At 32.2% G+C, this 22,570-nt stretch carries 20 protein-coding genes; 6 read left to right on the top strand and 14 right to left on the bottom strand.

What is annotated here, in order from left to right:
- Positions 1-2 precede the first annotated feature (2 nt).
- Together RCH18_RS02000 and RCH18_RS01995 are read right to left on the bottom strand one after the other, a co-directional pair.
- Positions 3-488, bottom strand: coding sequence for an acetyl-CoA carboxylase biotin carboxyl carrier protein subunit (locus tag RCH18_RS02000; RefSeq protein WP_326935093.1), 486 nt, complete (start codon positions 486-488; stop codon positions 3-5).
- 101 nt (positions 489-589) lie between these two features.
- Positions 590-2,779: a B12-binding domain-containing radical SAM protein gene (locus RCH18_RS01995; RefSeq protein WP_326935092.1), complete on the bottom strand. Its 2,190-nt coding sequence runs from the start codon at positions 2,777-2,779 to the stop codon at positions 590-592.
- Between the two features lie 942 nt (positions 2,780-3,721).
- Here RCH18_RS01995 and RCH18_RS01990 point away from each other — a divergent pair.
- From RCH18_RS01990 to RCH18_RS01965, 6 genes are all read left to right on the top strand, one after another.
- Complete coding sequence (locus tag RCH18_RS01990) at positions 3,722-7,231, top strand: SusC/RagA family TonB-linked outer membrane protein (protein ID WP_326935091.1); 3,510 nt, start codon at positions 3,722-3,724, stop codon at positions 7,229-7,231.
- A gap of 11 nt (positions 7,232-7,242) precedes the next feature.
- On the top strand, positions 7,243-8,724 hold the full coding sequence (locus RCH18_RS01985; protein ID WP_326935090.1) for a RagB/SusD family nutrient uptake outer membrane protein: 1,482 nt from the start codon (positions 7,243-7,245) through the stop codon (positions 8,722-8,724).
- A gap of 24 nt (positions 8,725-8,748) precedes the next feature.
- Positions 8,749-9,603: a zinc-binding metallopeptidase gene (locus tag RCH18_RS01980; protein ID WP_326935089.1), complete on the top strand. Its 855-nt coding sequence runs from the start codon at positions 8,749-8,751 to the stop codon at positions 9,601-9,603.
- 74 nt (positions 9,604-9,677) lie between these two features.
- Complete coding sequence (locus RCH18_RS01975) at positions 9,678-11,012, top strand: DUF4302 domain-containing protein (protein ID WP_326935088.1); 1,335 nt, start codon at positions 9,678-9,680, stop codon at positions 11,010-11,012.
- A 224-nt stretch (positions 11,013-11,236) separates the two neighbouring features.
- Positions 11,237-12,835, top strand: coding sequence for a bacillithiol biosynthesis cysteine-adding enzyme BshC (gene bshC, locus RCH18_RS01970; RefSeq protein ID WP_326935087.1), 1,599 nt, complete (start codon positions 11,237-11,239; stop codon positions 12,833-12,835).
- Between the two features lie 87 nt (positions 12,836-12,922).
- Positions 12,923-13,342, top strand: coding sequence for a nucleoside-diphosphate kinase (locus RCH18_RS01965; protein WP_326935086.1), 420 nt, complete (start codon positions 12,923-12,925; stop codon positions 13,340-13,342).
- Between the two features lie 142 nt (positions 13,343-13,484).
- Here the strand turns inward: RCH18_RS01965 and RCH18_RS01960 are convergent, their stop codons facing one another.
- From RCH18_RS01960 to RCH18_RS01905, 12 genes are all read right to left on the bottom strand, one after another.
- Complete coding sequence (locus tag RCH18_RS01960) at positions 13,485-13,781, bottom strand: DUF721 domain-containing protein (protein WP_326935085.1); 297 nt, start codon at positions 13,779-13,781, stop codon at positions 13,485-13,487.
- Positions 13,762-14,202 carry a lipocalin family protein gene (locus tag RCH18_RS01955; RefSeq protein ID WP_326935084.1) on the bottom strand — a complete coding sequence of 147 codons (441 nt, stop codon included), beginning with the start codon at positions 14,200-14,202 and terminating at the stop codon, positions 13,762-13,764. Before RCH18_RS01955 ends, RCH18_RS01960 begins: the two co-directional genes overlap by 20 nt.
- 388 nt (positions 14,203-14,590) lie before the next feature.
- A complete protein-coding gene (gene ftsY / locus RCH18_RS01950) occupies positions 14,591-15,571 on the bottom strand; it encodes a signal recognition particle-docking protein FtsY (RefSeq protein WP_326935083.1) in 981 nt (326 codons plus the stop codon).
- A gap of 128 nt (positions 15,572-15,699) precedes the next feature.
- The gene (locus RCH18_RS01945) at positions 15,700-15,852 is read right to left on the bottom strand and encodes a DUF4295 domain-containing protein (RefSeq protein WP_326935082.1); all 153 of its coding nucleotides are present in this window, start codon (positions 15,850-15,852) and stop codon (positions 15,700-15,702) included.
- 75 nt (positions 15,853-15,927) lie between these two features.
- A complete protein-coding gene (rpmG, locus tag RCH18_RS01940; protein WP_016988713.1) occupies positions 15,928-16,110 on the bottom strand; it encodes a 50S ribosomal protein L33 in 183 nt (60 codons plus the stop codon).
- A gap of 27 nt (positions 16,111-16,137) precedes the next feature.
- Positions 16,138-16,374, bottom strand: a complete 237-nt coding sequence (gene rpmB, locus RCH18_RS01935) for a 50S ribosomal protein L28 (RefSeq protein ID WP_024980263.1) — start codon at positions 16,372-16,374, stop codon at positions 16,138-16,140.
- A 75-nt stretch (positions 16,375-16,449) separates the two neighbouring features.
- Positions 16,450-17,700 (bottom strand): CinA family nicotinamide mononucleotide deamidase-related protein, encoded by a 1,251-nt coding sequence (locus tag RCH18_RS01930; RefSeq protein WP_326935081.1) that lies wholly within the window; start codon positions 17,698-17,700, stop codon positions 16,450-16,452.
- Positions 17,701-17,915: 215 nt separating this feature from the next.
- Complete coding sequence (locus RCH18_RS01925; RefSeq protein WP_326935080.1) at positions 17,916-18,260, bottom strand: Hpt domain-containing protein; 345 nt, start codon at positions 18,258-18,260, stop codon at positions 17,916-17,918.
- Positions 18,260-18,871 carry a fumarylacetoacetate hydrolase family protein gene (locus tag RCH18_RS01920; RefSeq protein ID WP_326935079.1) on the bottom strand — a complete coding sequence of 204 codons (612 nt, stop codon included), beginning with the start codon at positions 18,869-18,871 and terminating at the stop codon, positions 18,260-18,262. Before RCH18_RS01920 ends, RCH18_RS01925 begins: the two co-directional genes overlap by 1 nt.
- Positions 18,872-18,931: 60 nt before the next feature.
- Positions 18,932-19,702 (bottom strand): 3'-5' exonuclease, encoded by a 771-nt coding sequence (locus RCH18_RS01915; protein WP_326935078.1) that lies wholly within the window; start codon positions 19,700-19,702, stop codon positions 18,932-18,934.
- Between the two features lie 257 nt (positions 19,703-19,959).
- Positions 19,960-21,270, bottom strand: a complete 1,311-nt coding sequence (locus tag RCH18_RS01910; protein ID WP_326935077.1) for a dihydrolipoamide acetyltransferase family protein — start codon at positions 21,268-21,270, stop codon at positions 19,960-19,962.
- Positions 21,271-21,354: 84 nt separating this feature from the next.
- Complete coding sequence (locus RCH18_RS01905) at positions 21,355-22,530, bottom strand: glycosyltransferase family 2 protein (protein ID WP_326935076.1); 1,176 nt, start codon at positions 22,528-22,530, stop codon at positions 21,355-21,357.
- Between the last annotated feature and the right edge of the window lie 40 nt (positions 22,531-22,570).

Raw genomic sequence — 22,570 nt, 5'->3', positions numbered from 1 at the left:
TTTTACTCAAACTCAATCAATAATTGCCCTTTGTCAACAGCATCGCCAACCGCTACGGTAATGGATTTGATCATTCCATCACGAGGCGAAAGGAAACTATTTTCCATTTTCATAGCACCAAGAATAATTAAGTTATCGTTTGCTTTGACTTCCTGACCTGCAACAACACTAATTTCTAGAATTAGTCCCGGCATAGGAGCTTTTATGAAATTTACTTGCTTAGTAAGTCCAACTTCAAAACCCATTTCCTTTATAAGTAAGTCTAATGGATTTGAAATAACTACAGTATAATTATTATTGTTGACCGTTACTGTATAGCTTTTTTGACTGAAATCAGAAGTGATGATTTCTACTTTGTAAGGTTTATTTTCGTGCAGAATATGAAATTTATTAGTTTCAATATTAACTGCATCTAATTGGGATATACTTTCCTTTTCTAATTCGAAATTGAAAGTATTATTTACATTTACTTTATAACCAATATTCATAACTACATTTTTTATTGGTTGTAAAAATAAGCAAAAAAATCGTTTTCGCGATTTAAAAAAAGTAGTTTTATGCTAAAATACTATAGTTATTATTTTAATAGCTATAGTACTAATAACCCAAATTCTCTTAAAGTCTTGACTGGTTTTGCATACCAGAACAACTCAAAATCTTCCAAACTACTTTCAAAATCATTTTTAACTTCTTGAAAAGTATATATTTTAGCATTAGAAACAGCTATTTTTTGAAGGATCTCCATTAGCCATTCTCCTTCAAGTTTATTAGTTTGAATACTAAAACTTTCTTTTTTATCGTGAAAAGTAAGCGTGACCATTTCCCAAGAATTTCCTTTTTTAGATTTTGTAAAATATTCAACGGCAGGTTTTGCTCCTAGCCAAACTATTTTAGAAAGCCCTTTAATCTCTAAAGGGGGAATTATTGATAAAGCCGTATAAATAAAATCTCGAGGAATTTTCGTTTTAGGAATTTTGAAATCAAACCAATCTTGCAACTCATAATCAAAACAAATTCCGTGCATGAAATTAAATAATGATTTTTTGAGTCCATAACTAAACCTTTCGTGATCTATTCCTGTTTTATCTATAAAGGCTATATCGTTGTTAGCGAAAGTTATTTCATTTTGTTGCGCAATTACTCCAAATTTCTCAGGATACATCCCAACAGGACTATGCGCCGTCATAGCAAATTGATGCCAAAAACCAGATTGTAAAACGCCAGCCTCAAATAATTGCCGCACCATTTCCAGACTGTCTATCGTTTCTTGAACGGTTTGTGTAGGATAGCCATACATTAAATAAGCGTGAACCATCACTCCAGCTTCAGTAAAATTGCTAGTCACTTTTGCTACTTGTTCAACTGTAACTCCTTTGTCAATAAGCTTTAGTAATCTATCCGAAGCCACTTCAAGACCACCAGAAACGGCAATACAACCAGATGCTTTAAGCAAGAGACACAAATCTTTTGTAAAGCTTTTTTCAAATCGAATATTAGTCCACCAAGTTACAGCTAGATTTCTTCTCAGGATTTCAAGTGCTAGCGCCCGCATCAGTGCCGGAGGTGCAGCTTCATCTACATAATGGAAACCATTTTGTCCGGTTTGCTCAATCATTTCCTCCATTCGATCACAGAGCAAACTAGCGGCAACGGGCTCATAAATTTTGATGTAATCCAATGAAATATCACAAAAAGTACATTTTCCCCAATAGCAACCATGTGCCATCGTCAGTTTATTCCATCTTCCGTCACTCCACATTCGGTGCATTGGATTTACGATTTCAATAACTGAAATGTACTTATCTAAAAGCAAATCCGAATAATCAGGTGTGCCAACTTGTGCTTGTTTGTAATCTGGCTTGGTCGAATTATTTTTATAAACTACTTTTCCATTTTCAAGCAGCAATGTTCGTTTATATTTTTTTTCCGCTTCTTCAAAGTTTGCGGATTTTATCAATTCTTCAATTGGAACCTCACCATCGTCTAAGGTTATAAAATCGAAAAATTCAAAAACGCGCACATCCGATACTGATCGGAGTTCTGTATTTGGGAAACCGCCACCCATCGAAATTTTAATATGTGGGTGATTTTCTTTTACCCATTGTGCAGCGCGAAAAGCAGCATATAAATTACCTGGGAAAGGAACAGAAATAAGAAACATAGTAGGCTTTACAGTCTCAATTCGATCTTTTAAAATCGAAATAAAGATGGCGTCAATATATGTTCGTTTTTGCTGCAACGCTGTATACAACTCATCAAAGGAATTAGCGCTGCGCCCCAAACGTTCTGCATAGCGACTAAAACCAAAGTTTTCATCGATGCATTCTACGATAAAATCTGAAATATCTTCTAGATATAGAGTGGCTAAATGTTTAGCTTTATCTTGTGTACCCATTGTTCCAAACGCCCAATCGAGTTCCTCTAGTTGTGCAAATCGGGAAGCTTCTGGGAGGAAATCTTCCTGACAAATTTGAAGTGCTAAAGTTGGATTTTTTCCTTGCAAAAATCGGATTACAGAATTTATCGTTTTAATATATTCAGCTTGCAAAGCAAAAATACGTTTCGAGTTTGCAGAGACACTACTTTCTATTTTTGCAACAGCAAACAAATCTTTCAACCCTTCTTTCGAAAATAATTGCAAGATCACCTCGATACCAAAATCAGCTTGAACGGACTCTACATTAATAGTGTTTAAAAAACCTTTAATATATGCACTAGCAGGATACGGTGTATTCAATTGCGTAAAAGGAGGCGTGATAACTAGCAATTTTGTTTTCAAGAGGTAATTATTTTGTGCAAAAATAGTGGATAATTATTTAAAACGATTTCAGTTTATGATAGTATTAATTATGCTAAATATTTTCTTGGAATAATTATGTTAATAGTTCTGAATTATCTTATCAGTAATAGTACAATAAAAATATTTCTTTAATCAAAAAAAAATCTTTAATCCAAACTAATTAGCGAGACAAATTTTTGAGTTGCTTTATACTTAAAATAAAAGATGAATAAATAAATGATTGTCACAAAGTCAAAAAAATCCTTAGTCTTAAAATATTATAAAGGATTAGATGGTAAGGAAATCGCATTGATTTGTAGATTAATAACAAGCGCTACTTTATTATATCATAGAATAGTTAAAAAAGCGAATGAGGAAACAATCGTAATACGTTTATAACTTCTAAAATAATTGTAATATGGTGTTTCATTAGATAATCTCATCATCTGAAATTAGAATCATTATTTTTGAAATCCATCTTTTGTTAAGGAATAGCTAAAATAAGAAGAAATTTTAATCAAAAAAAAGTATAAATAGCAAGATGGCTATGGTATCATTTGAATAAAGCTGGCTCTTTTCGATCCATAGTGCACTAAATCAAATATTTACTAAGCTGAATTAAAAATCTATGTAAAAAAAAATTTATGCTAAGGAAAAGCTAAATAATTGCTACCTTACAACCCCAATTAATGATAAATATTTATCAACTGATCTTAATATTAATATAAAAGTATGAAAATAGAAATAGTATAGAAATGAATTAAAATAAAATCAGAATTAATTTCGCTTTTACATTTGTTTAAAAATCGGCTTCCACTAAAGCATTTATTTGACCGTTGCTGATTATATTTCAAACAATTCAAAAAATCAATTTTTGATTTAGAAATTAAAAACAAAGATTGCACAATACCCAATAATAGTAATAATCAAACAAACTTAATTATGAAAAAAACTGTTGTAAAACAACGATTACTACATCGAATCATGAAAATAACTTTAATTCAATTTGTGATAGCTTTTGTGTTTTCCACTATTACGATGGCAAACAGTCTTAAAAAGCTAACCGATATAGATTATAATGTAAATTCTTTAAAATTAATAGCAGATAATGGAAAACTGCCAAATGATTTAAATCCTGAAAAAGTTAAAAAAGAGTTAGCTGTTGCCCCAATTGTGAGAGGACGAGTGGTAGACCAATCAGGATTACCGCTACCAGGAGCTACCGTAATGGCTAAGGGAACGAACAAAAGCGTTATTACTGATTTTGATGGTAATTTTACCATTGACATGCCTGATAATAGCACAAGACTTGTTATATCTTACATCGGTATGACCACTCAGGAAGTGGCCATTAAGACTACCGCAATGACAATTGTTTTAGTAGAAAACGAGCAAAGCTTAAAGGAAGTTGTCATTACAACTGGATATGAAAAAACGTCTAAAAGAACCTTTACTGGAGCAATTAGTAAAATTACTGGTAAAGAGTTGATGGTAGAAGGAGTTGTGGACATTAGTAGAATGATTGAAGGTAAAGCGGCAGGTGTAACTGTTCAAAACGTTACTGGAACTTTTGGTACTGCACCAAAAATCACCGTTCGTGGATCTTCTTCTATCTTTGGAGATACAAAACCTTTATGGGTAATTGATGGTATTGTGCAAGAAGATATTGTAAATCTTTCTTTTGCTGATTTAGCTTCTGGAAATTCAGAAACTTTGATCAGTTCATCAATCGCTGGATTAAATGCTAGTGATGTATTGAGCATTGAAGTGCTTAAAGATGCATCTGCTACTTCTATTTATGGATCAAGATCTCTTAATGGTGTTGTCGTTGTAACCACAAAACAAGGTAGAAGAGAATCTCCTTTAAGTGTTACTTATACATTAGATCAAACTGCGAGAACTGTACCATCTTATAGTCAGTATGACATCTTGAATTCTCAAGAGACAATGAGTATTTTAAAAGAAATGGAAGCTAAAGGTTTTTTAGATTTACCGTCAACGGCTCAAGGTCGTTACGGAGGAGTGTTTAATATTCTTGCAAAGGCAATAAACACTTATGATCAAACTAGCGGAACTTTTGGAGTAAGAAATGATGAGCCTAGCAGAAATGCATTTTTGAGAAAATATGAATTGGCAAATACAGACTGGTTTAAAGTTTTATTTAGACCATCAATTACACAAAATCATTCTTTAAGCTTTTCTGGTGGTGGAAAAAATAACGCCTACTTCGCCTCTTTAGCTTTTTATACTGATCCAGGCTGGACTGTTGCTGATGGTGTAAATCAATTATCATCAAATTTGAAAAATACGTTTTTTATCAATGATAAATTAAGTTTAACATTATCAACTCAAGCTTCTGTAAGAAATCAATCAGCACCGGGAAGTTATGATAGCCTTAGAGATGGTGTAAGTGGAAGCACTACAAGAGATTTTGATATAAACCCTTTTAGTTATGTTCTAAATACAAACAGAGCTCTACGTCCTTATGATGACAATGGAAACTATGAGTATTATAGAAACAACTGGGCTCCAATAAACATAGTGGAGGAGTTGAAAAATAATTATATGGACATTAATGTTAAAGATATTCGCTTTCAGGCAGATCTAGCTTATAAGATTAATTCTAAATTAACTTACAATCTAACAGCTAATGCGCGTTATGCAAACACAATAAGAGAGCATAATATCCTTGAAAAATCAAACATTATAGGTGCTTATAACGCACAGGAAACAACGATTGTAAGAGATGCAAACATATTTTTGTACCAAGATCCAGATAACCTAACATCTCCAAAAATATCAGTATTACCAAACGGTGGTATCTTGCGTAAGTTTACCAATGATTTAACTTCATATAATATTAGAAACAGTTTTAATTACAAAAATGTTTTTGGTGATAAGCATGAGTTTGAAGCCTTATTTGGTCAAGAATTGCGATCTGTTGATCGATCAAGTGATAATTTTACTGCTTACGGACTTCAATATGATAGAGGTTTAACAGCATTTACTGATCCTCGTATTTTAGAAAAATTAATCAATGGTGGAGAATCTTACTATGGTTTTAATGAAGAAAGAGAAAGAACAGTTGGTTTCTTTGGTAAAGTAGGATACACCTATGATCGACGTTATACAGGATCTATTACAGGACGTTATGATGGATCTAATAGACAAGGAAATAGCAATTCCTCTAGATGGTTGCCTACATACACTTTCTCTGGAAAGTGGAATGTTATGGAAGAAGCATTTATGAGTAATGTTAAAGCGGTAAATACATTAGCCGTAAGAGGTTCTTACGGACTTACTGCTACTGCAGGACCAGCTACAAATTCATTAGCTATTTACAGGAGTTTTATCACAGATCGTCTTAATTTAGGGGATAGAGAAACAGGATTAAATATCGATGAGCTGCAAAACGGCGATTTAACTTGGGAAAAACAATTTGAAACTAATATTGGTTTAGACTTAGGCTTATTCAACAATAGATTACAATTTACCACTGACATTTACAGTCGTAAAGCGTTTGATTTAGTTGATTTTGTTACTACTTCTGGAATTGGTGGTCAGAAATTTAAGCAAGGAAATAATGCCGATATGGAAACTAAAGGTATTGAGTTTTCTATCAATACAAGAAATCTTGAAAATACAAAGCTAAAATGGTCAACCAGTTTTAATTTCTCAGTGTATGATCAAAAAATCACAAAACTACAAAACAATCCAAACGTATTAGGCTTAGTTGATGGTACTGGAGGAAATGCAGTAGGAACTCCAAGAAATGCCATATTCTCTTATCAGTTTAAAGGTTTAAATAATCAAGGACTACCTACGTTTATAATGGCCGATGGTGAAAGTGATAATATTGCTGGAGCTAACTTTCAAGATACAGAAAACGTTACCAAGTATTTAAAGTATGAGGGATCTATTGAACCGAATAAGTCAGCGGGTATCTCTAACACATTTACGTATGAGAACTGGTCTTTAAACATTTTTATAGTTGCAGCTGGTGGAAATAAAGTTCGTTTAAATCCAATTTATTCTGATTCTTATGATGACTTAACAGTCTTTACTAAAGAGTTTACAAACAGATGGATCAATGCTGGTGATGAGCGTTTTACTACTATTCCTGTAATCGCTGATCAAAGATTGATTGCTAATTACGCTGCTGATTCTAAAGACTTAACTAGAGCCTACAATGCTTATAATTATTCAGATGAAAGAGTGGCTGATGGATCATTTGTAAGACTTAAAAATGTGTCAGTAAGTTATGAATTTCCTAAAGATCTTAAAAAGAAATTAAATATGAATAGCTTTAGTATGAAAGCCTCAACTGCAAATCCTCTTTTGATTTATTCTGATAAAAAATTGAATGGACAAGATCCAGAATTTTATAGATCAGGAGGAGTTTCTCAGCCTATTACAAGTCAATACACATTTTCATTAAACGTATCATTTTAATTAAAAAGAATATGAAAAAAATAAAATTAACCTTATCCCTACTTGTTCTTATAGGACTAAGTACCAGTTGTGATGACTTTTTATCTGAAGTTCCTGATAATAGAACTCAACTAGATACCCCTGCAAAAATTTCAGAGATACTAGTGAAAGCATATCCAGAATCAAATTATATGGAATTTGCAGAGACTATGAGCGATAATGTTTTTGACAGTGGTGATTTGACCTTATCAACAGTGAAAAACACGCAAATGTATAACTGGGAAATGCCAGATGACATCAATAGAGATACTCCATCTGAATATTGGGATGCATGTTATACAGCAATCGCTCATGCTAATCAAGCATTAGATGCAATTGATAAATTAGGAAATCCTTCTAACTTAAATCCGCAAAAAGGAGAGGCATTATTAGCCAGAGCTTATGCTCACTTTATGTTAGTTTCTTTTTGGTCGCCAAGGTTTAATCCTGCAACTGCAAAAACTGATATGGGAATTCCTTATATTTTAGAGCCAGAAACAATACTTATAAAAAAATACAGTAGAAATACAGTTGAAGAAGTTTTTGCATTTATCAAAGCAGATTTAGAACTAGGGTTACCATTAGTGACTAGCGACTATAAATTACCAAAATTCCATTTTAATAAAGCTGCCGCCAATGCTTTTGCAAGCCGTTTTTATACTGTAACTGCTGAATGGGATAAAGTTATTGCAGTTTCAAATGAACTAGGTAATGCGCCTGTTAATCAACTAAGAAACTATCAGTCGTACCTCGATCTGGATTTTAATACTGGGCAAAGAAAGTATTCTCAGGAGAGTGAAAATACTAATCTTCTAATTGTATCAGCATCATCTATTTATACCAGAAGTTTTTATTCAAACCGCTTTCAATTAACAGGAGCTGATAGAGATTTACTTTTTGGTAATGGAACTAATCTATTAAATAAAGGATTTCTTTACAGACCTTTATCTTACAATGGTCAAATAACAATTTTTGTTCCTAAATTTGTTGAATATTTCAAATTTACAAATGCTAATGCAGGAATTGGACTTCCTTATGCAGCATTAGTATTATTAAGCAATGATGAACTTTTCTTAAATAGAGTTGAGGCGCATGTTATGAATAATCAATTGGATATTGCCAATGCAGAGATTGATTTCTTTTTATCTAATCGTATAGTTGGTTACAATCCAGCTACAGATAAAATGACGCAAGCTAGAATAGTGGCTAAATATCCAGTAATTACTGATGAATATACCCCTTTTTATTCCTTAACTCCTATACAAAGTTCTTATATTAAAGCATTAGCTGAAATAAGACGTAGAGAGTTTATTCATGAAGGCTTAAGATGGCTTGATATCAAACGTTTTGGATTAAAAGTAGCTCATAAGATATATAATAAACCAGATAATGTTTTGGCTAAAGATGATTTACGTAAAGCACTTCAAATTCCATTGCATGTTAGCGAAACAGGTGTAGAAAAGAATCCACGTTAATTAGTAACTCCAACAATTTTGAAAATGAAAAATCAATATAAAATAATTACAGTTCTTTTTGTTACGCTGCTCTTATCAGCTTGTACAAATGATGAACCATTAAAAGAAAGTCAGTTAGATTTATCAACTCCTGTAAAAAGTGATTTAGATAAGTGGATTGACTTAAACTATCTTGACGTATATAATATTAATGTACAATACAAGTGGAATCAAAATGCAGTAGACAATAATCGCTTTTTATTTCCTCCATTGCAACCAAAAGTAAAACCTGCTTTAGAGATAGTACAAAAAATCTGGTTGGATACCTATAAAAATGTTGCGGGTCCAGACTTTGTAAAAAAAATTGCACCAAGAGAAATTGTATTAGTAGGAGGTCTAAATTTAAATAGCACTGGAACTATTACTTTAGGTCTAGCTGAAGGTGGATTAAGAATTACTTTATTTCAAACTGATAATGTAAATAGAAAGGATCGTGCTAATGTAAAACAATTTTTAGCTACTATACAGCACGAATACATCCATATCTTAAATCAAACGAAACCTTTTGATGAAAAAACACTTGCTAAAATTACTCCAACAGGATATACTTCTAACTGGTATGCAACATCTACAACAGTTGCAAGAGAGGAAGGTTTTATTACTGATTATGCTAGATCGAATGTGAACGAAGATTTTGCAGAAATGGCTGCGCAAATGCTAATTAATTCTAAAGTAGAATATGAAGCAATATTAGCTGGAATCGTAAATAAAACAGCAGTTGCTAATATAAAATTAAAGGAAGCCGTTGTGGTTAAGTATTTTAAAGATAGTTTTAACATCGATTTTTATAAATTGAGAGATGAAGCTGAAAAAAATACGAACGAAGTGATCAACAATTAATAGCTATCAAAAAAATTATTAATTTATATATCTTCAAATATTAAAATAATTTATCATAACATAAATTTAAAAACATGAACATAAAAACAATAATTAAATATCTTTTGGTCGCCGTTTTGGCGATCCACTTGGTCTCTTGTGATAATAAAGAGTCTTTAGATTCTCTATTTAATGGTTCACCTACAGAACGACTTAATGCAAGAGAGAAGGAATTGAACGATTTATTAATGTCCTCAGAATTTGGATGGAAAGCGGTTTATTTTACTGATAACACGCAATTAGGTGGTTTTACGCATCTTTTCAAATTTAAAGATGGTAAAGTAGATATGGCTTCTGATTTTGATGACGACACTTCTATATCTTCAAGTGAATATGATGTCGTTTTAGGAAGTACGGTAAGTTTAGTATTTACAACTAAAAATAGAATTCATTTACTATCAGATTCTAATAGTTTCCCAACTCAGGCCCTTAGAGGAAAAGGCTTTAAAGGAGATTTCCAGTTTTTGTATTACGGACAGGAAAACGGAGACATCATTTTTAGAACGAATCGTAGCTTTGAAGAATTGCGTTTCGTAAAGGCAAAAGCTACAGACTGGGCAGATTTAACACAAGCCCGACAGATGATTCCAAATGTTGTTGGAGCTTCAACAAGACCTTTGTTTCGATTATTAGAAATAACGGATGGGACGAAAGTTAGTCAATTTGATTTTAGTTTTACTGGACCTGCAAGATTTGCAACATCAAATTCAATTGAAACAGGATCTAGTGTTACTAATAATATAGGAATTGCTTACACTCCAACAGGAATTATAGTAAGTCCGCCAATAAAAGCAGGAAATCAAGAACTATCAGCTTTTACATACGATCCAGCAACTGGAAACTTTAATGCTACTGGAACAGCCGGAGTAAAAGCAACTATAAGATATTCTAATAAACCATTAGTGATCACTGATGATTATAAAATTTTCTTACCTGGAAATCCATCTACAGTTTATGGTTATATTGCCGCAAATTTAGCAACAGCGCCATCTAATTCATTGTTCGCAAATTCGCTGTTAAACGCAGCAAATGCTGCTTTAACAGCTCCGCAAAGAATTAATAGAATTCAATTTACATTTAATGATCCTGTCAATGGTAGCTACATTGCATACACTTTTACAGGTGGTAAAGCTTCAATATTTCATTTTGTTACAGTTACTGAAGATCCAGTGAATAAAACTCTTATATTAACAGATGATGGATGGACTGCAGCTCCTCCTGCGTATTTAGTTAATATCGATAACGAATTATTGGATCCAAAAGGAGTTTATATAAAGAGAGAAGCTTTTAAAATTGCTTTCTCTAATACAATTTACACTTTTACTAGTGCATCTAGTAATTTTAGATTAACAACTTACGCTTTTCAGTAGATAAAATATTAACAAATCACATTATAGGCTGCCCTTCAAAAGGCAGCCTTTTTTATGTTTAATAATTAGTATTGCTCTAAGAAGACGCTTAAATTTCGATAATGAAAAACTATAAATCAGCGCTACGCTTAAAGCTAATAAACGAATTACAAATTTCACAAAGGTTTCTTAAACTAAAAATAATAACTTAAGATTTGTTATTTTAGCATCAAATATTATTTACTATGCCAACGGACTGTATCACCTATCAAAATTCAGGATATTTCTCTTCCTTGATGAATGATTACTTAGATCAAAAAAATAATTTACACACCTTATACAATCGCTTTCCAAAAATTGAAAATTTTGAAAATCAAATTTTAGAAAAGCAAGCCAATTTTAATAGCAATGACGATATAAAAAGAAACGTTTTAGTCTCAGTATTACAAAATCAGTATTCACATATTGAAACTTCTCTTTTGACGAAAGACAATATAGAATCCCTACTAAGCTCTAATACTTTTACAGTAACCACCGGTCATCAATTAAATTTATTTAGTGGACCACTATATTTTTTATACAAAATAATTTCTACTATCAATTTAACAAATGAGCTAAAAGAAAAGTATCCTACCTATAATTTTGTTCCCGTTTATTGGATGGCCACTGAAGATCATGATTTTGAAGAAATTAATTACTTCAATTTTAAAGGAAAAAAATTCAGATGGAATACTAGCAGTTTAGGCCCTGTAGGGAGATTGTCAACTGAAGGTTTAGATGAATTTTTTGAAGTATACGAATTAGAATTAGGCTCTAGTATTAATGCACAAGAAATCAAAAAAATGTTTAAAGAAGCATATTTAAACCATGATAATCTAGCAGATGCAACTAGACACTTAGCCAATTCATTATTTGGAAGTTATGGCCTAGTAATTATTGATGCTGATCATGCTGATTTAAAACGAACATTTATTCCGTATGCTAAGGAGGAATTGCTGCATCAATCTTCTCATAAGTTAGTATTAGAAACTACTGAAAAATTAAAAGAATACAGCATTCAAGTTAATCCCCGTGAAATTAATCTTTTTTATATCGAAGACACTTTAAGGGAACGAATCATTTTTGAAGATGAAAAATATAAGGTAAACAATACTAAGATTGAATTTTCTGAAGCTGAAATCTTAAATTTACTTGAACAAAGTCCAGAAAAATTTAGTCCCAATGTAATCATGCGACCGTTATATCAAGAGGTGATTTTGCCAAATTTATGCTATATAGGTGGTGGTGGGGAAATTGCCTATTGGTTGGAATTGAAATCTTTTTTTGATGTTTCAAAAGTTACTTTTCCAATGCTTTTGGTTCGAAATTCAGTATTATTAGTTTCTGAAAAACAATCAAACAAGGCTGATAAGCTAGATCTAAACTGGAGCGATTTATTTTCTAAGCAGGATGAACTAATCAATAAAAAAACTAAAGAATTATCTGCATTTCCAATTGATTTAACCCCTTTAAAAGAGCAATTAATTGCTCAATTTAAAGATCTTTACAATATAGCTACTGTTACAGATGAGTCATTTATTGGAGCAGTAAAGGCACAAGAAGCAAAGCAAATAAAAGGGTTGGCACATTTAGAAAAAAGATTATTAAAAGCACAAAAAAGAAAACTAAGTGATATTTTACAACGCATGATTGAATTGCAAAATGATTTATTTCCCAACCAAGGTTTACAAGAACGACAAGCCAATTTTTCAGAATTTTATCTTCAAGATGGAGAAAATTTAATTCCTATGATTATTAATCAATTAAAACCACTTGAAAACAACTTTGAAGTAATTACTTTGTAATTTTTTTTGATTACTCCTTTATTATTCATAAGATAATAAGACAAAAAAGTTTACTTTTGCACAAAATTATAAAACAAAAAAAATAAAATGGCTACAAATAGAACTTTTACAATGATCAAGCCTGATGCTGTTGCTAACGGACACATCGGAAATATACTTGCAATGATTACCACTGCAGGTTTCAAAATCGTTTCTTTGAAATTAACTCAATTAACCATTGCTGATGCACAAGCTTTTTATGAAGTTCATGCTGCTAGACCTTTTTATGGTGAATTAGTTGAATTTATGTCAAGAGGACCTATCGTTGCTGCTATTTTAGAAAAAGACAATGCAGTTGAAGACTTTAGAACTTTAATTGGTGCTACAAATCCTGCTGACGCTGCTGACGGAACAATTCGTAAAGCGTATGCAACTTCTATTGGAGAAAATGCAGTTCACGGTTCTGATAGTGATGAAAATGCAGCTATTGAAGGTGCTTTTCACTTTGCTGGAAGAGAGCAATTCTAGTATTCAATGTTCAAGTTTTATTCAGTATTTACTCACAAATTAAAACTAAAATAATACAAAATGTAAAATCCCGTTTCAACTATTGAAACGGGATTTTGATTTTATAATCAGAACTGGAAACTAAAAACTGACCAATCACCACTTATCTCAGCACCACATCCTTTACCACATCTCTTCTCAATTCCTCATTGATCATAGCCACAATTTTAGATTTTCCATGGCTTAATTCTTCTCTTAAAACGGAAGAGGTTAATTCCACATACAAGGTGCTTCCTTTTAAAACCACATTATTAGTATAACTGTTCACACCGTTTCCCATAAGATTCTTCCATGCTTCTTTGACGTCAATTTGATCCATGCCAGGTTGAAGTTTATTTACCTGAATAATTTGTTTTAAAACATCACCAATAGTACTTTGATTATTTAATCGTTTTGCCATCACCTAATAAATTTATTGCTTCTGTTTTTTTATAGTGGTATTCTGTTTTTTCTTTATTAATAAGTACTAGCTCTTCATCTGATAATTTTATAATTTCCTCACTCCACTTCATATAGGGAGTATCATAATCTAAAAATACACCTTCATCTGAAAAACGCACTAATACATTTTCATACGTATCATTAACTAAATATGTACCATCTAATTGTGGCTTAACTTTCTTACGTATTCCTTTATTATCTTTAATTTCAAAATAGTCGTAAGTTTCATTCATTCCATAATCCTTGTCTTTACCTTTGTCAAAAGTAACTTTTGTAATCTCCCAGTAACCGTCTATTTTAGTAATATCATTTTGCTGTATCGTTTGCTTACAGGCAATAAATAACATAAATACTATAATAACTCCAGTAATTTTCTTCATCTTTTACTTCTATTTTTTAAAATGATTTTTATATTTATCGATGATTTATAAAGTTCTTTATTAGAAAAATCATTGTAAGAATGTCCACTAATCGAACGGATCATTATTATCACAACAAATGTTACGTTTTAAAGGATTATCTAATGTCAACTTTACAGATACTTATTACTTAATTTTTTAACGAAACTCATCTTTAGTTCATTACAGATAGTCAATTATTAATTTTTTACTTTTTTATAAATAGCAAATAAAAAAACGATAACGCCAAATCCTAACAAAAAACCGTAGGCAAAATTAATGCTATCTCTAAGTAGATTTGCCAATACAAAGCAAATAATACTAATAAAATAAAGATGCAGTGGTTTAAGATTTTTCATTTTATTAAGATCTATTTGAAAAAGCTATCTACAAATTCATATTTGTTAAAAACTTGCAAATCTTCAATTCCTTCACCAACACCAATATACTTAACTGGAATTTTAAATTGATCCGAAATGCCAATTACAACTCCGCCTTTAGCGGTACCATCAAGTTTTGTAACTGCTAAACAACTTACTTCTGTAGCGGCTGTAAATTGTTTGGCTTGTTCAAACGCATTTTGCCCTGTTGAACCATCCAAAACTAGCAAAACATCATGTGGCGCATCAACAACTACTTTTTGCATCACCCGTTTAACTTTGGTCAACTCATTCATTAAATTAATTTTGTTGTGTAATCGTCCAGCCGTGTCAATAATTACGATATCTGCATCTTGTGCCACTGCTGATTGCAGCGTGTCAAACGCTACAGAAGCAGGATCACTACCCATATTTTGTCTAACTATTGGTACACCCACTCTATCTGCCCAGATTTGTAATTGATCTATTGCTGCTGCTCGAAAAGTATCACCTGCTCCCAAAACCACCTTATAACCCGATTTTTTAAACTGGTATGCTAATTTACCTATAGTAGTTGTTTTACCCACACCATTTACACCTACAACCATTAAAACATAAGGTTTGGCCTGAATGGGTATCAAAAATTCAGTTGCCTCACCAGAATTAGTTTCTGATAACAAACTAGCGATCTCTTCTCTTAGAATTTCATTGAGCTCTTCTGTGCCAAGATATTTATCAGCTGCTACACGATTCTCAATTCGAGTTATGATTTTTAAAGTTGTATTTACGCCTACGTCCGAAGCTACTAATATTTCTTCTAAATTATCTAAAACTGCCTCATCAACTTTAGACTTGCCTGCAACTGCTTTAGACAATTTAGAAAAGAAAGAAGTTTTAGATTTTTCAAGACCTTTATCTAAGGTTTGCTTTTCCTGCTCATTTAAAGCAGATGGCTTTTTATCGGATGAAAATATTTTTTTAAAAAAACTCATGGTATAGATAGTATTAAAAATGAAGTAATTATGCCCAAGCGAGCTATACATTTTTTAAAGGTAAATATAGAAAATAAAAAAGCTACTTCCGAATGAAAGTAGCTTTTCTATATAGTGCTAATTGAATATTATTTCTTTTTCAAGAAATCATCAACTGATTCTGGAGACATAATAGATTCTACGAATGTATATGCGCCTGTTTTTGGAGATTTCACCATTTTGATGGCTTTTGATAATCTCTTTGAAGCTGTTTGTAACGATGCTACGGTTTTCTTTGCCATGATTGAAATGTGTATTTGAAATTTATAAAAACTCTAGATGTTACCATCATAGATTAATATTAAAATCTCTAATTATTATTTAATTTCTTTGTGAACTGTTACACGTTTCAATACTGGATTAAATTTCTTAATCTCCAATCTATCTGGTGTGTTTTTTTTGTTCTTAGTGGTGATGTATCTTGATGTACCTGCAACACCCGAAGTTTTGTGCTCAGTACATTCTAAAATTACCTGGATTCTATTACCTTTCTTTGCCATCTTGCTATATTTTTATTTTGGAAGGGATTATTTAATAAATCCTTCTGACTGTGCTTTTTTCAAAACTGCAGCGATCCCATTTTTATTAATTGTTTTTATCGTAGATGCAGCTACTCTTAGAGTAATCCATCTATCTTCTTCTGGAAGATAAAAACGCTTCTTAACTAAGTTTACAGAAAATTTTCTCTTAGTTTTGTTCATAGCGTGAGAAACGTTATTTCCTACCATCGCTCTTTTACCCGTAAGGTCACAAACTCTTGACATTATACTTATCTTTTATCGTTATTCAAAATCAGGGTGCAAAGAAAAGAAAAATAAACCTATTTACCAACATTATTATTATACAATTTTCAAAATTTCTTTATGTAATAGCTCTAAGCTTTTGATTACTGCTCTATCTATCACTTTTTCACGTGGTTGACCAAAATTAAATTCTTCTACTATTAAAGCCGTAGGTGTTGCTAATGCAATAAAAACCGTTCCAAGTTCAGCAGATGAATCTCCTTTTGACGGTCCTGCGTTTCCTGTTGTGGCAATTGCATAATCCGTATTCATCATCTTTTTTATACGTAAAGCCATTGCCGAAGCAACTTCACTGCTAACCACAGTATGCTGGTCTATTACACTTTGAGGAACACCTAAAATATCAGTTTTAACTTCGGTTGCATAGGAAACGACTCCACCTTTAAAATATTGAGAAGCACCAGAAACGGATGTCAATAGTTGTGCAATTTTTCCTCCTGTGCAACTTTCAGCTAATGCCACTGTTTTATTGTGCTTTGTCATTAGTTTTCCTAAAACAACTTCTATAGTCTCATCATCGTCAAAACCAAAGATGATATCGCTAATTATCGCATTAAGTGAATTGACATTATCAAGTAGAGCTGATTCTAATTTTTCTTTGTCTGTTCCCCTTGCTGAAAGTCGCAAACGAACTCTTCCAGGAGCTGGCAAATAAGCTAGTTTAATAAAATCAGGTAAATTATTTTCCCAATCTTCGATACGTTCTGCAACTAGACTTTCACCTTGTCCATAGGTAATTATGGTTTTATGAATGATATAAGGGCGTTTATATTCGCGAACTATCTTCGGAATTATTTCGTGCTCCACTAAGTATTTCATTTCATAAGGAACTCCCGGAAGCGATATAAATACCGTATCTTCTTTTTTGATCCACATTCCAGGTGCTGTACCTACTTGATTATGCAGTACGGTACATTTAGAAGGCACTAGCGCTTGATCTTTGTTAATTTGCGAGGCTGGTCTGTTCATCACTCGTTCAATAAGATCAATCACATGTTTTTCAACTTTTATATCTACAATAAGTTCATCCTCAAAATAATCACAAAAAGTTTTTTTTGTAATATCATCTTTAGTTGGCCCTAAACCGCCAGTTATAATAACTACATCGACTGTATTTTGAAGTTTTGCAAACGTATCTAAAATGTGCTTTTTATTATCGCTTATAGAAATCATTTCATTGATTTCAACACCTATCTTATCAAGGGATTTAGCTATATAACCCGAATTGGTATCGACAATTTGGCCTATTAATATTTCATCACCAATAGTAACTATAGTTGCTTTCATTATTTAAATTTTAGATTATCAAATTTTAACTAAATCAAAAAGAGAAACGACTTTACTTAGACATTTCTCTTTTGGCGTAATGGACCATGCTTTTCCGGCAGGCAAGCAGTATTGGCAATTCTTTATTTATAAAACAATAGCGAAATAAAAAAAAGATTGTAATGTATGGCTAGAACATACTGTAACTATGGTGGAAATATGATCTCGTCCAAATACTATAAATTAAAGTCTTTTTTAATTTCTTTTATTGCTTCTTTGACTTGCTTTTTAACGCTTTTAAAAGTTTCTTTAATATCCTTTTTTTTACCTTCAGCTTTAGTCCATGCCTCTATTTGGAGAATTTCTTCAAATGCAACATTTAAACCCATTAAATCTAAAGTAGGTTTAATCTTGTGCGCAAAAGAGTAAGCATGTTTGTGATCTTTTTTCTTAATTCCTTCCTTAATTTGTTGCAAATCTTCAGGAACTTCTGTCACAAAAAGCGATAGAATTTCGTTTACAAAATCGGGATCGTTATCTGAAAGTGCGTACACTTTTGAAAGATTGTAATGTATAGCCATTATTTTACCTGTATTCTAAATAGTTGTTGTTGTTCTAAGAAGCCTTCTAAAATATCGTTTGGTTGCACTGCTGCTACTCCTGCAGGAGTTCCTGTGAAAATTATATCACCTATTTTGAGTGTAAAAAACTGTGAAACATACGAAATTAATTCATCAATTTTCCATAACATTAAGCTTGAATTACCTATTTGAGCGGTTTCGTTATTTTTTTTGAGTTCAAAAGTAATATTTTCTAAAGACTTAAATTGATCTTTACTCACAAACTCGCCTATAACCGCTGAACCGTCAAATGATTTTGCTTTCTCCCACGGAAGTCCTTTTGCTTTTAATTTATCCTGTAAATCTCGCGCAGTAAAATCAATACCCACGCTGATTTCGTCATAATATTTATGTGCAAACTTTGTCTCAATATACTTTCCAACCTTACTAATCTTTATAATAAGTTCTATTTCGTGGTGCACATCAATTGAAAACTCAGGAATTACAAAGGGATGTTGCTTTAATAAAACAGCTGAATCAGGCTTCATAAAGACAACAGGTTCCGCAGGTCTTTCGTTTTTTAATTCTTCTATATGATTGGTATAATTTCTACCGATGCAGATTATTTTCATAATATTCCGTTTTTAGCATTCACTATTCAGTCCAACTGAGCGTTGAAAACTACCGATTTTTTATTTAGTATTCAATTTTCTTAGTTTAATTGCAGTCAATACTTTCTTAGTATACAAAGGAAAATCAGCATTTTGAATCCAACTAAAATAACCCGGTTCAGTTTCCAAGATTTTATTCACTTTTACGCCTTTGTGTTTTCCAAAGGTAAAAATCTCTTCATTGTCTTTATCAAAAGCAATCATTCCAGCAAAATCAGCAATTTTCTTTCTAGTTGTAAATTCAGATAATGATTTCATATCATTTTCTAATTCTGGATAACGGTCTAATTGTGCTTTCAAAATTTCATAAGTCGCCATCGTATCAGCTTCTGCAGAATGTGCATTTTCTAATTTTGTACCACAATAAAACTTTAGAGCAGCACTCAAAGTACGTTCTTCCATTTTATGAAAAACGGTTTGAACATCTACGGAAACTTTCCCTTTCATATCAAAATCTACTCCGGCGCGTAATAACTCTTCTGCTAACAATGGAATATCAAATCGATCTGAATTAAATCCAGCTAGATCACTGTCTTTAATCATATTATGAACTTGTGTCGCCAGTTCTTTAAAAGTAGGTTCGTTAGCCACTTTTTCATTTGTAATTCCATGAACAGCGGTAGTTTGCGCCGGAATTGGAACCGTAGGATTCACCAACCAAGTTTTGCTTTCTTTATTTCCGTTGGGAAAAACTTTGAATATTGAAATTTCTACAATTCTATCTTTACCTATATCAATTCCTGTGGTTTCAAGATCGAAAAAGCAAATAGGTCTACTGAGTTTAAGTTCCATTTTTATTTTTTGTGTGATTACAAATATAGAAATTTGAGTTTAAATTTATATGCAGTTTAGATTTTAAGTTTTAATAGAAAAATTGTTGCCTTTAAAATATGGAATGTTATTATCAAAAATCCTTTAATGTGTTAAATTAATATAACTAGAATACCTAAAACACCTCAGCATTTATTCAATAAATACTAATAATTTGACATAAAAAAACCCGACTCACTATCTAAAATGAGTCGGGCTTAAATTAAGATTATAATTTTTTATAAATCTCTATTTATATCAAAAGCTTCTAAATATTCGGCAACACGTTTTACAAAACTTCCTCCTAATGCGCCATCTACAACTCTATGATCGTAACTGTGCGACAAGAACATTTTTTGACGGATGCCTATAAAATCTCCCTCTGGTGTTTCAATTACTGCTGGTACTTTACGAATGGCTCCAAGAGCTAAAATTCCAACTTGTGGCTGATTCAAAATAGGTGTTCCAAAAACACTTCCAAAAGTTCCAACATTAGTAACCGTGTACGTTCCGCCTTGAGTATCATCTGGTTTTAGTTTTCCAGCCTTGGCTCGACCACCAAGATCGTTTACCGCTTTAGCCATTCCTACTAAGTTCAATTGATCTGCGTTTTTAATAACAGGAACGATCAAATTACCATTGGGCAAAGAAGCCGCCATTCCAAGATTGATATTTTTCTTCTTGATAATATAATCACCGTCAACAGAAATATTCATTCCCGGATAATCTTTAATAGCCTTCGCAACAGCTTCCATAAAAATAGGCGTATAAGTCAACTTCTCTCCTTCTCTTTTTTCGAAAGCGTTTTTATTTTTTTCTCTCCATTTTACAATATTGGTCACATCTACTTCAATAAAGGATTGCACATGCGCTGAGGTTTGTACTGAAGCAACCATATAACCCGCAATAAGTTTGCGCATTCTATCCATTTCAATAATTTCATCGCCACCACTTACTGAAACTGGAGCCGCTTTTTGAGCAATTGGAGCCGCAACTGGTTTTTGAACTGGTGCATCCGTTGTAACTGGCTCAGCAACAACTGGTTGATTAGCTCTATTTTTTATATATTCTAAAATATCATTTTTAGTGACTCTACCTTCTTTTCCGGTTCCATTAATTGCCTCTAATTCTGCTACAGAAACGCCTTCTTCCTTAGCAATATTTTTGACTAATGGTGATAAGAATTTTTCAGACTCAGAGAAATCAACAGCTGGCGCAACGCTTTCTTGAGCAGCGTTCACCATCTTAATCACCTCGGCAACCGCTTCAGGAGCTACTTCTTGAGTCTCTATTGAAGCAACTTCACTGGATTCAGTTTCTATAATTGCAATAGTTTGACCTACTTGAACAAGATCATCTTTTCCAAACAATTGTTCTACTAAAACACCCGAAACTTCACTTGGAACCTCACTATCTACTTTATCTGTAGCGATTTCAAGAACTGCTTCATCAGCCTCGATTTTATCTCCAACTTGTTTCAACCAGTTTGTAATGGTAGCTTCTGCGACGCTTTCCCCCATTTTAGGAAGTTTTAATTCAAATCTTGCCATATTGTTAACCTAAAAGGTAATATTGATTTTCAGTTTGCGAAATTACTAAATATTTCAAATATAAATTACATTAAATGTATTTTTTTAATCTATTTTAATAACCTCACCTCTATCGTTACTATTGTTGCTTCCTATTAAAAATTCAGCATTTTCAGGTTTAATTTTAAATGTAAAACCTTTATTTTGTGCTAATTCGATAAACGTAATAAATTCTTTAAAAGAATATATTGCATTGTCGAAAATTATTTCGATCGACTTATGATTTTTATTGAAGCACGAAATTAATTCTTTTTGTGTTTCTATATTATGCAAACTCACTTTTTTTTGTAAAATCAAAGCTAATCTATTTACCAATATTTCAGAGTTTGAATAAAGGTAATAAGCCGTAGGGACTATCTTTTTCTGTGTTTGATGTTGCAATTTTCTAGTAAAGAAAAAAAACACTATTCCCATTTTCATAAAAGCGGCAAAAAAAAGTGATCCTAAACCATTTGATTTAAGATGCTTTTTATAGAAAAAATTCATCGATTCCTGAAATCGTTTCATATATGTTCCGTCTTTTACCGTGCTCTCGCCCTTATAATGGATGACCGTTGTTTCATGAAAATAGTAATTCTGATTTCCTTGCTTAGACACAACATAAGAGAGATCAACATCATCAGAGTACATAAAGCAATCCTCATCAAATCCTTCCACCTGCAGGTATAAATCTCGTTTCATAAACATAAATGCACCCACAAGAATATCAACTTCCCCTGTTTGATTTTCATCCAAATGTCCTGCGTAATATTTGTCAAAAATATTTGATTTGGGAAATAATTTATACAAACCCGTAATTTTCGTAAAAGCGACCCATGGCGTAGGAACACCCCGCTTACTCTCTGGAAGAAATTTTCCTGCTCCATCGACAAGTTTACAACCTATAATTCCTAGATTTTTTTGTTCTTGGGCGAAAGCCAAAATTTTAGTAAAAGTGTCTTCCGCAATAACAGTATCAGGATTGAGGATACAAATATACTCGCCTTTTGCACGAGCTACAGCGATATTATTGCCCTTGGAAAAACCTACATTCTCGTTGTTTTTAATAAGCTTTATATGTGGAAAATGACTTTCCATCATTGCACAACTTTCATCGTGAGAATTATTATCAATTACTATTATTTCGCTATCAATTGCTGAAAGTGCCTCTTGTACGCTAATGATGCAAAGCTCTAAGAAATAGCGAACGTTGTAATTGAGAATAATGACGGATAATTGCATTTTAATTGTAGTGGAATTTCTAAGCTAAGTTCATCTAATT

Source organism: Flavobacterium sp. PL11 (assembly GCF_035985025.1).
In the GTDB taxonomy this organism is placed as follows: domain Bacteria; phylum Bacteroidota; class Bacteroidia; order Flavobacteriales; family Flavobacteriaceae; genus Flavobacterium.
Note: the sequence above shows the minus strand (reverse complement) of the source record. Positions and strands in the feature narration are given on the sequence as shown.

Bases quoted from the DNA above. Each gene is read 5' to 3' on its own strand.
- RCH18_RS01965 (WP_326935086.1), top strand. From the start codon at position 12,923: ATGGCTACAAATAGAACTTTTACAATGATCAAGCCTGATGCTGTTGCT.
- RCH18_RS01920 (WP_326935079.1), bottom strand. From the start codon at position 18,871: ATGAAAATAATCTGCATCGGTAGAAATTATACCAATCATATAGAAGAA.
- RCH18_RS01990 (WP_326935091.1), top strand. From the start codon at position 3,722: ATGAAAAAAACTGTTGTAAAACAACGATTACTACATCGAATCATGAAA.
- RCH18_RS01980 (WP_326935089.1), top strand. From the start codon at position 8,749: ATGAAAAATCAATATAAAATAATTACAGTTCTTTTTGTTACGCTGCTC.
- ftsY (WP_326935083.1), bottom strand. From the start codon at position 15,571: ATGAGTTTTTTTAAAAAAATATTTTCATCCGATAAAAAGCCATCTGCT.
- rpmB (WP_024980263.1), bottom strand. From the start codon at position 16,374: ATGTCAAGAGTTTGTGACCTTACGGGTAAAAGAGCGATGGTAGGAAAT.
- RCH18_RS01975 (WP_326935088.1), top strand. From the start codon at position 9,678: ATGAACATAAAAACAATAATTAAATATCTTTTGGTCGCCGTTTTGGCG.
- RCH18_RS01945 (WP_326935082.1), bottom strand. From the start codon at position 15,852: ATGGCAAAGAAAACCGTAGCATCGTTACAAACAGCTTCAAAGAGATTA.
- RCH18_RS01925 (WP_326935080.1), bottom strand. From the start codon at position 18,260: ATGGCTATACATTACAATCTTTCAAAAGTGTACGCACTTTCAGATAAC.
- RCH18_RS01930 (WP_326935081.1), bottom strand. From the start codon at position 17,700: ATGAAAGCAACTATAGTTACTATTGGTGATGAAATATTAATAGGCCAA.
- RCH18_RS01960 (WP_326935085.1), bottom strand. From the start codon at position 13,781: ATGGCAAAACGATTAAATAATCAAAGTACTATTGGTGATGTTTTAAAA.
- rpmG (WP_016988713.1), bottom strand. From the start codon at position 16,110: ATGGCAAAGAAAGGTAATAGAATCCAGGTAATTTTAGAATGTACTGAG.
- RCH18_RS01905 (WP_326935076.1), bottom strand. From the start codon at position 22,530: ATGCAATTATCCGTCATTATTCTCAATTACAACGTTCGCTATTTCTTA.
- RCH18_RS01985 (WP_326935090.1), top strand. From the start codon at position 7,243: ATGAAAAAAATAAAATTAACCTTATCCCTACTTGTTCTTATAGGACTA.
- RCH18_RS01910 (WP_326935077.1), bottom strand. From the start codon at position 21,270: ATGGCAAGATTTGAATTAAAACTTCCTAAAATGGGGGAAAGCGTCGCA.
- RCH18_RS02000 (WP_326935093.1), bottom strand. From the start codon at position 488: ATGAATATTGGTTATAAAGTAAATGTAAATAATACTTTCAATTTCGAA.
- RCH18_RS01915 (WP_326935078.1), bottom strand. From the start codon at position 19,702: ATGGAACTTAAACTCAGTAGACCTATTTGCTTTTTCGATCTTGAAACC.
- bshC (WP_326935087.1), top strand. From the start codon at position 11,237: ATGCCAACGGACTGTATCACCTATCAAAATTCAGGATATTTCTCTTCC.
- RCH18_RS01955 (WP_326935084.1), bottom strand. From the start codon at position 14,202: ATGAAGAAAATTACTGGAGTTATTATAGTATTTATGTTATTTATTGCC.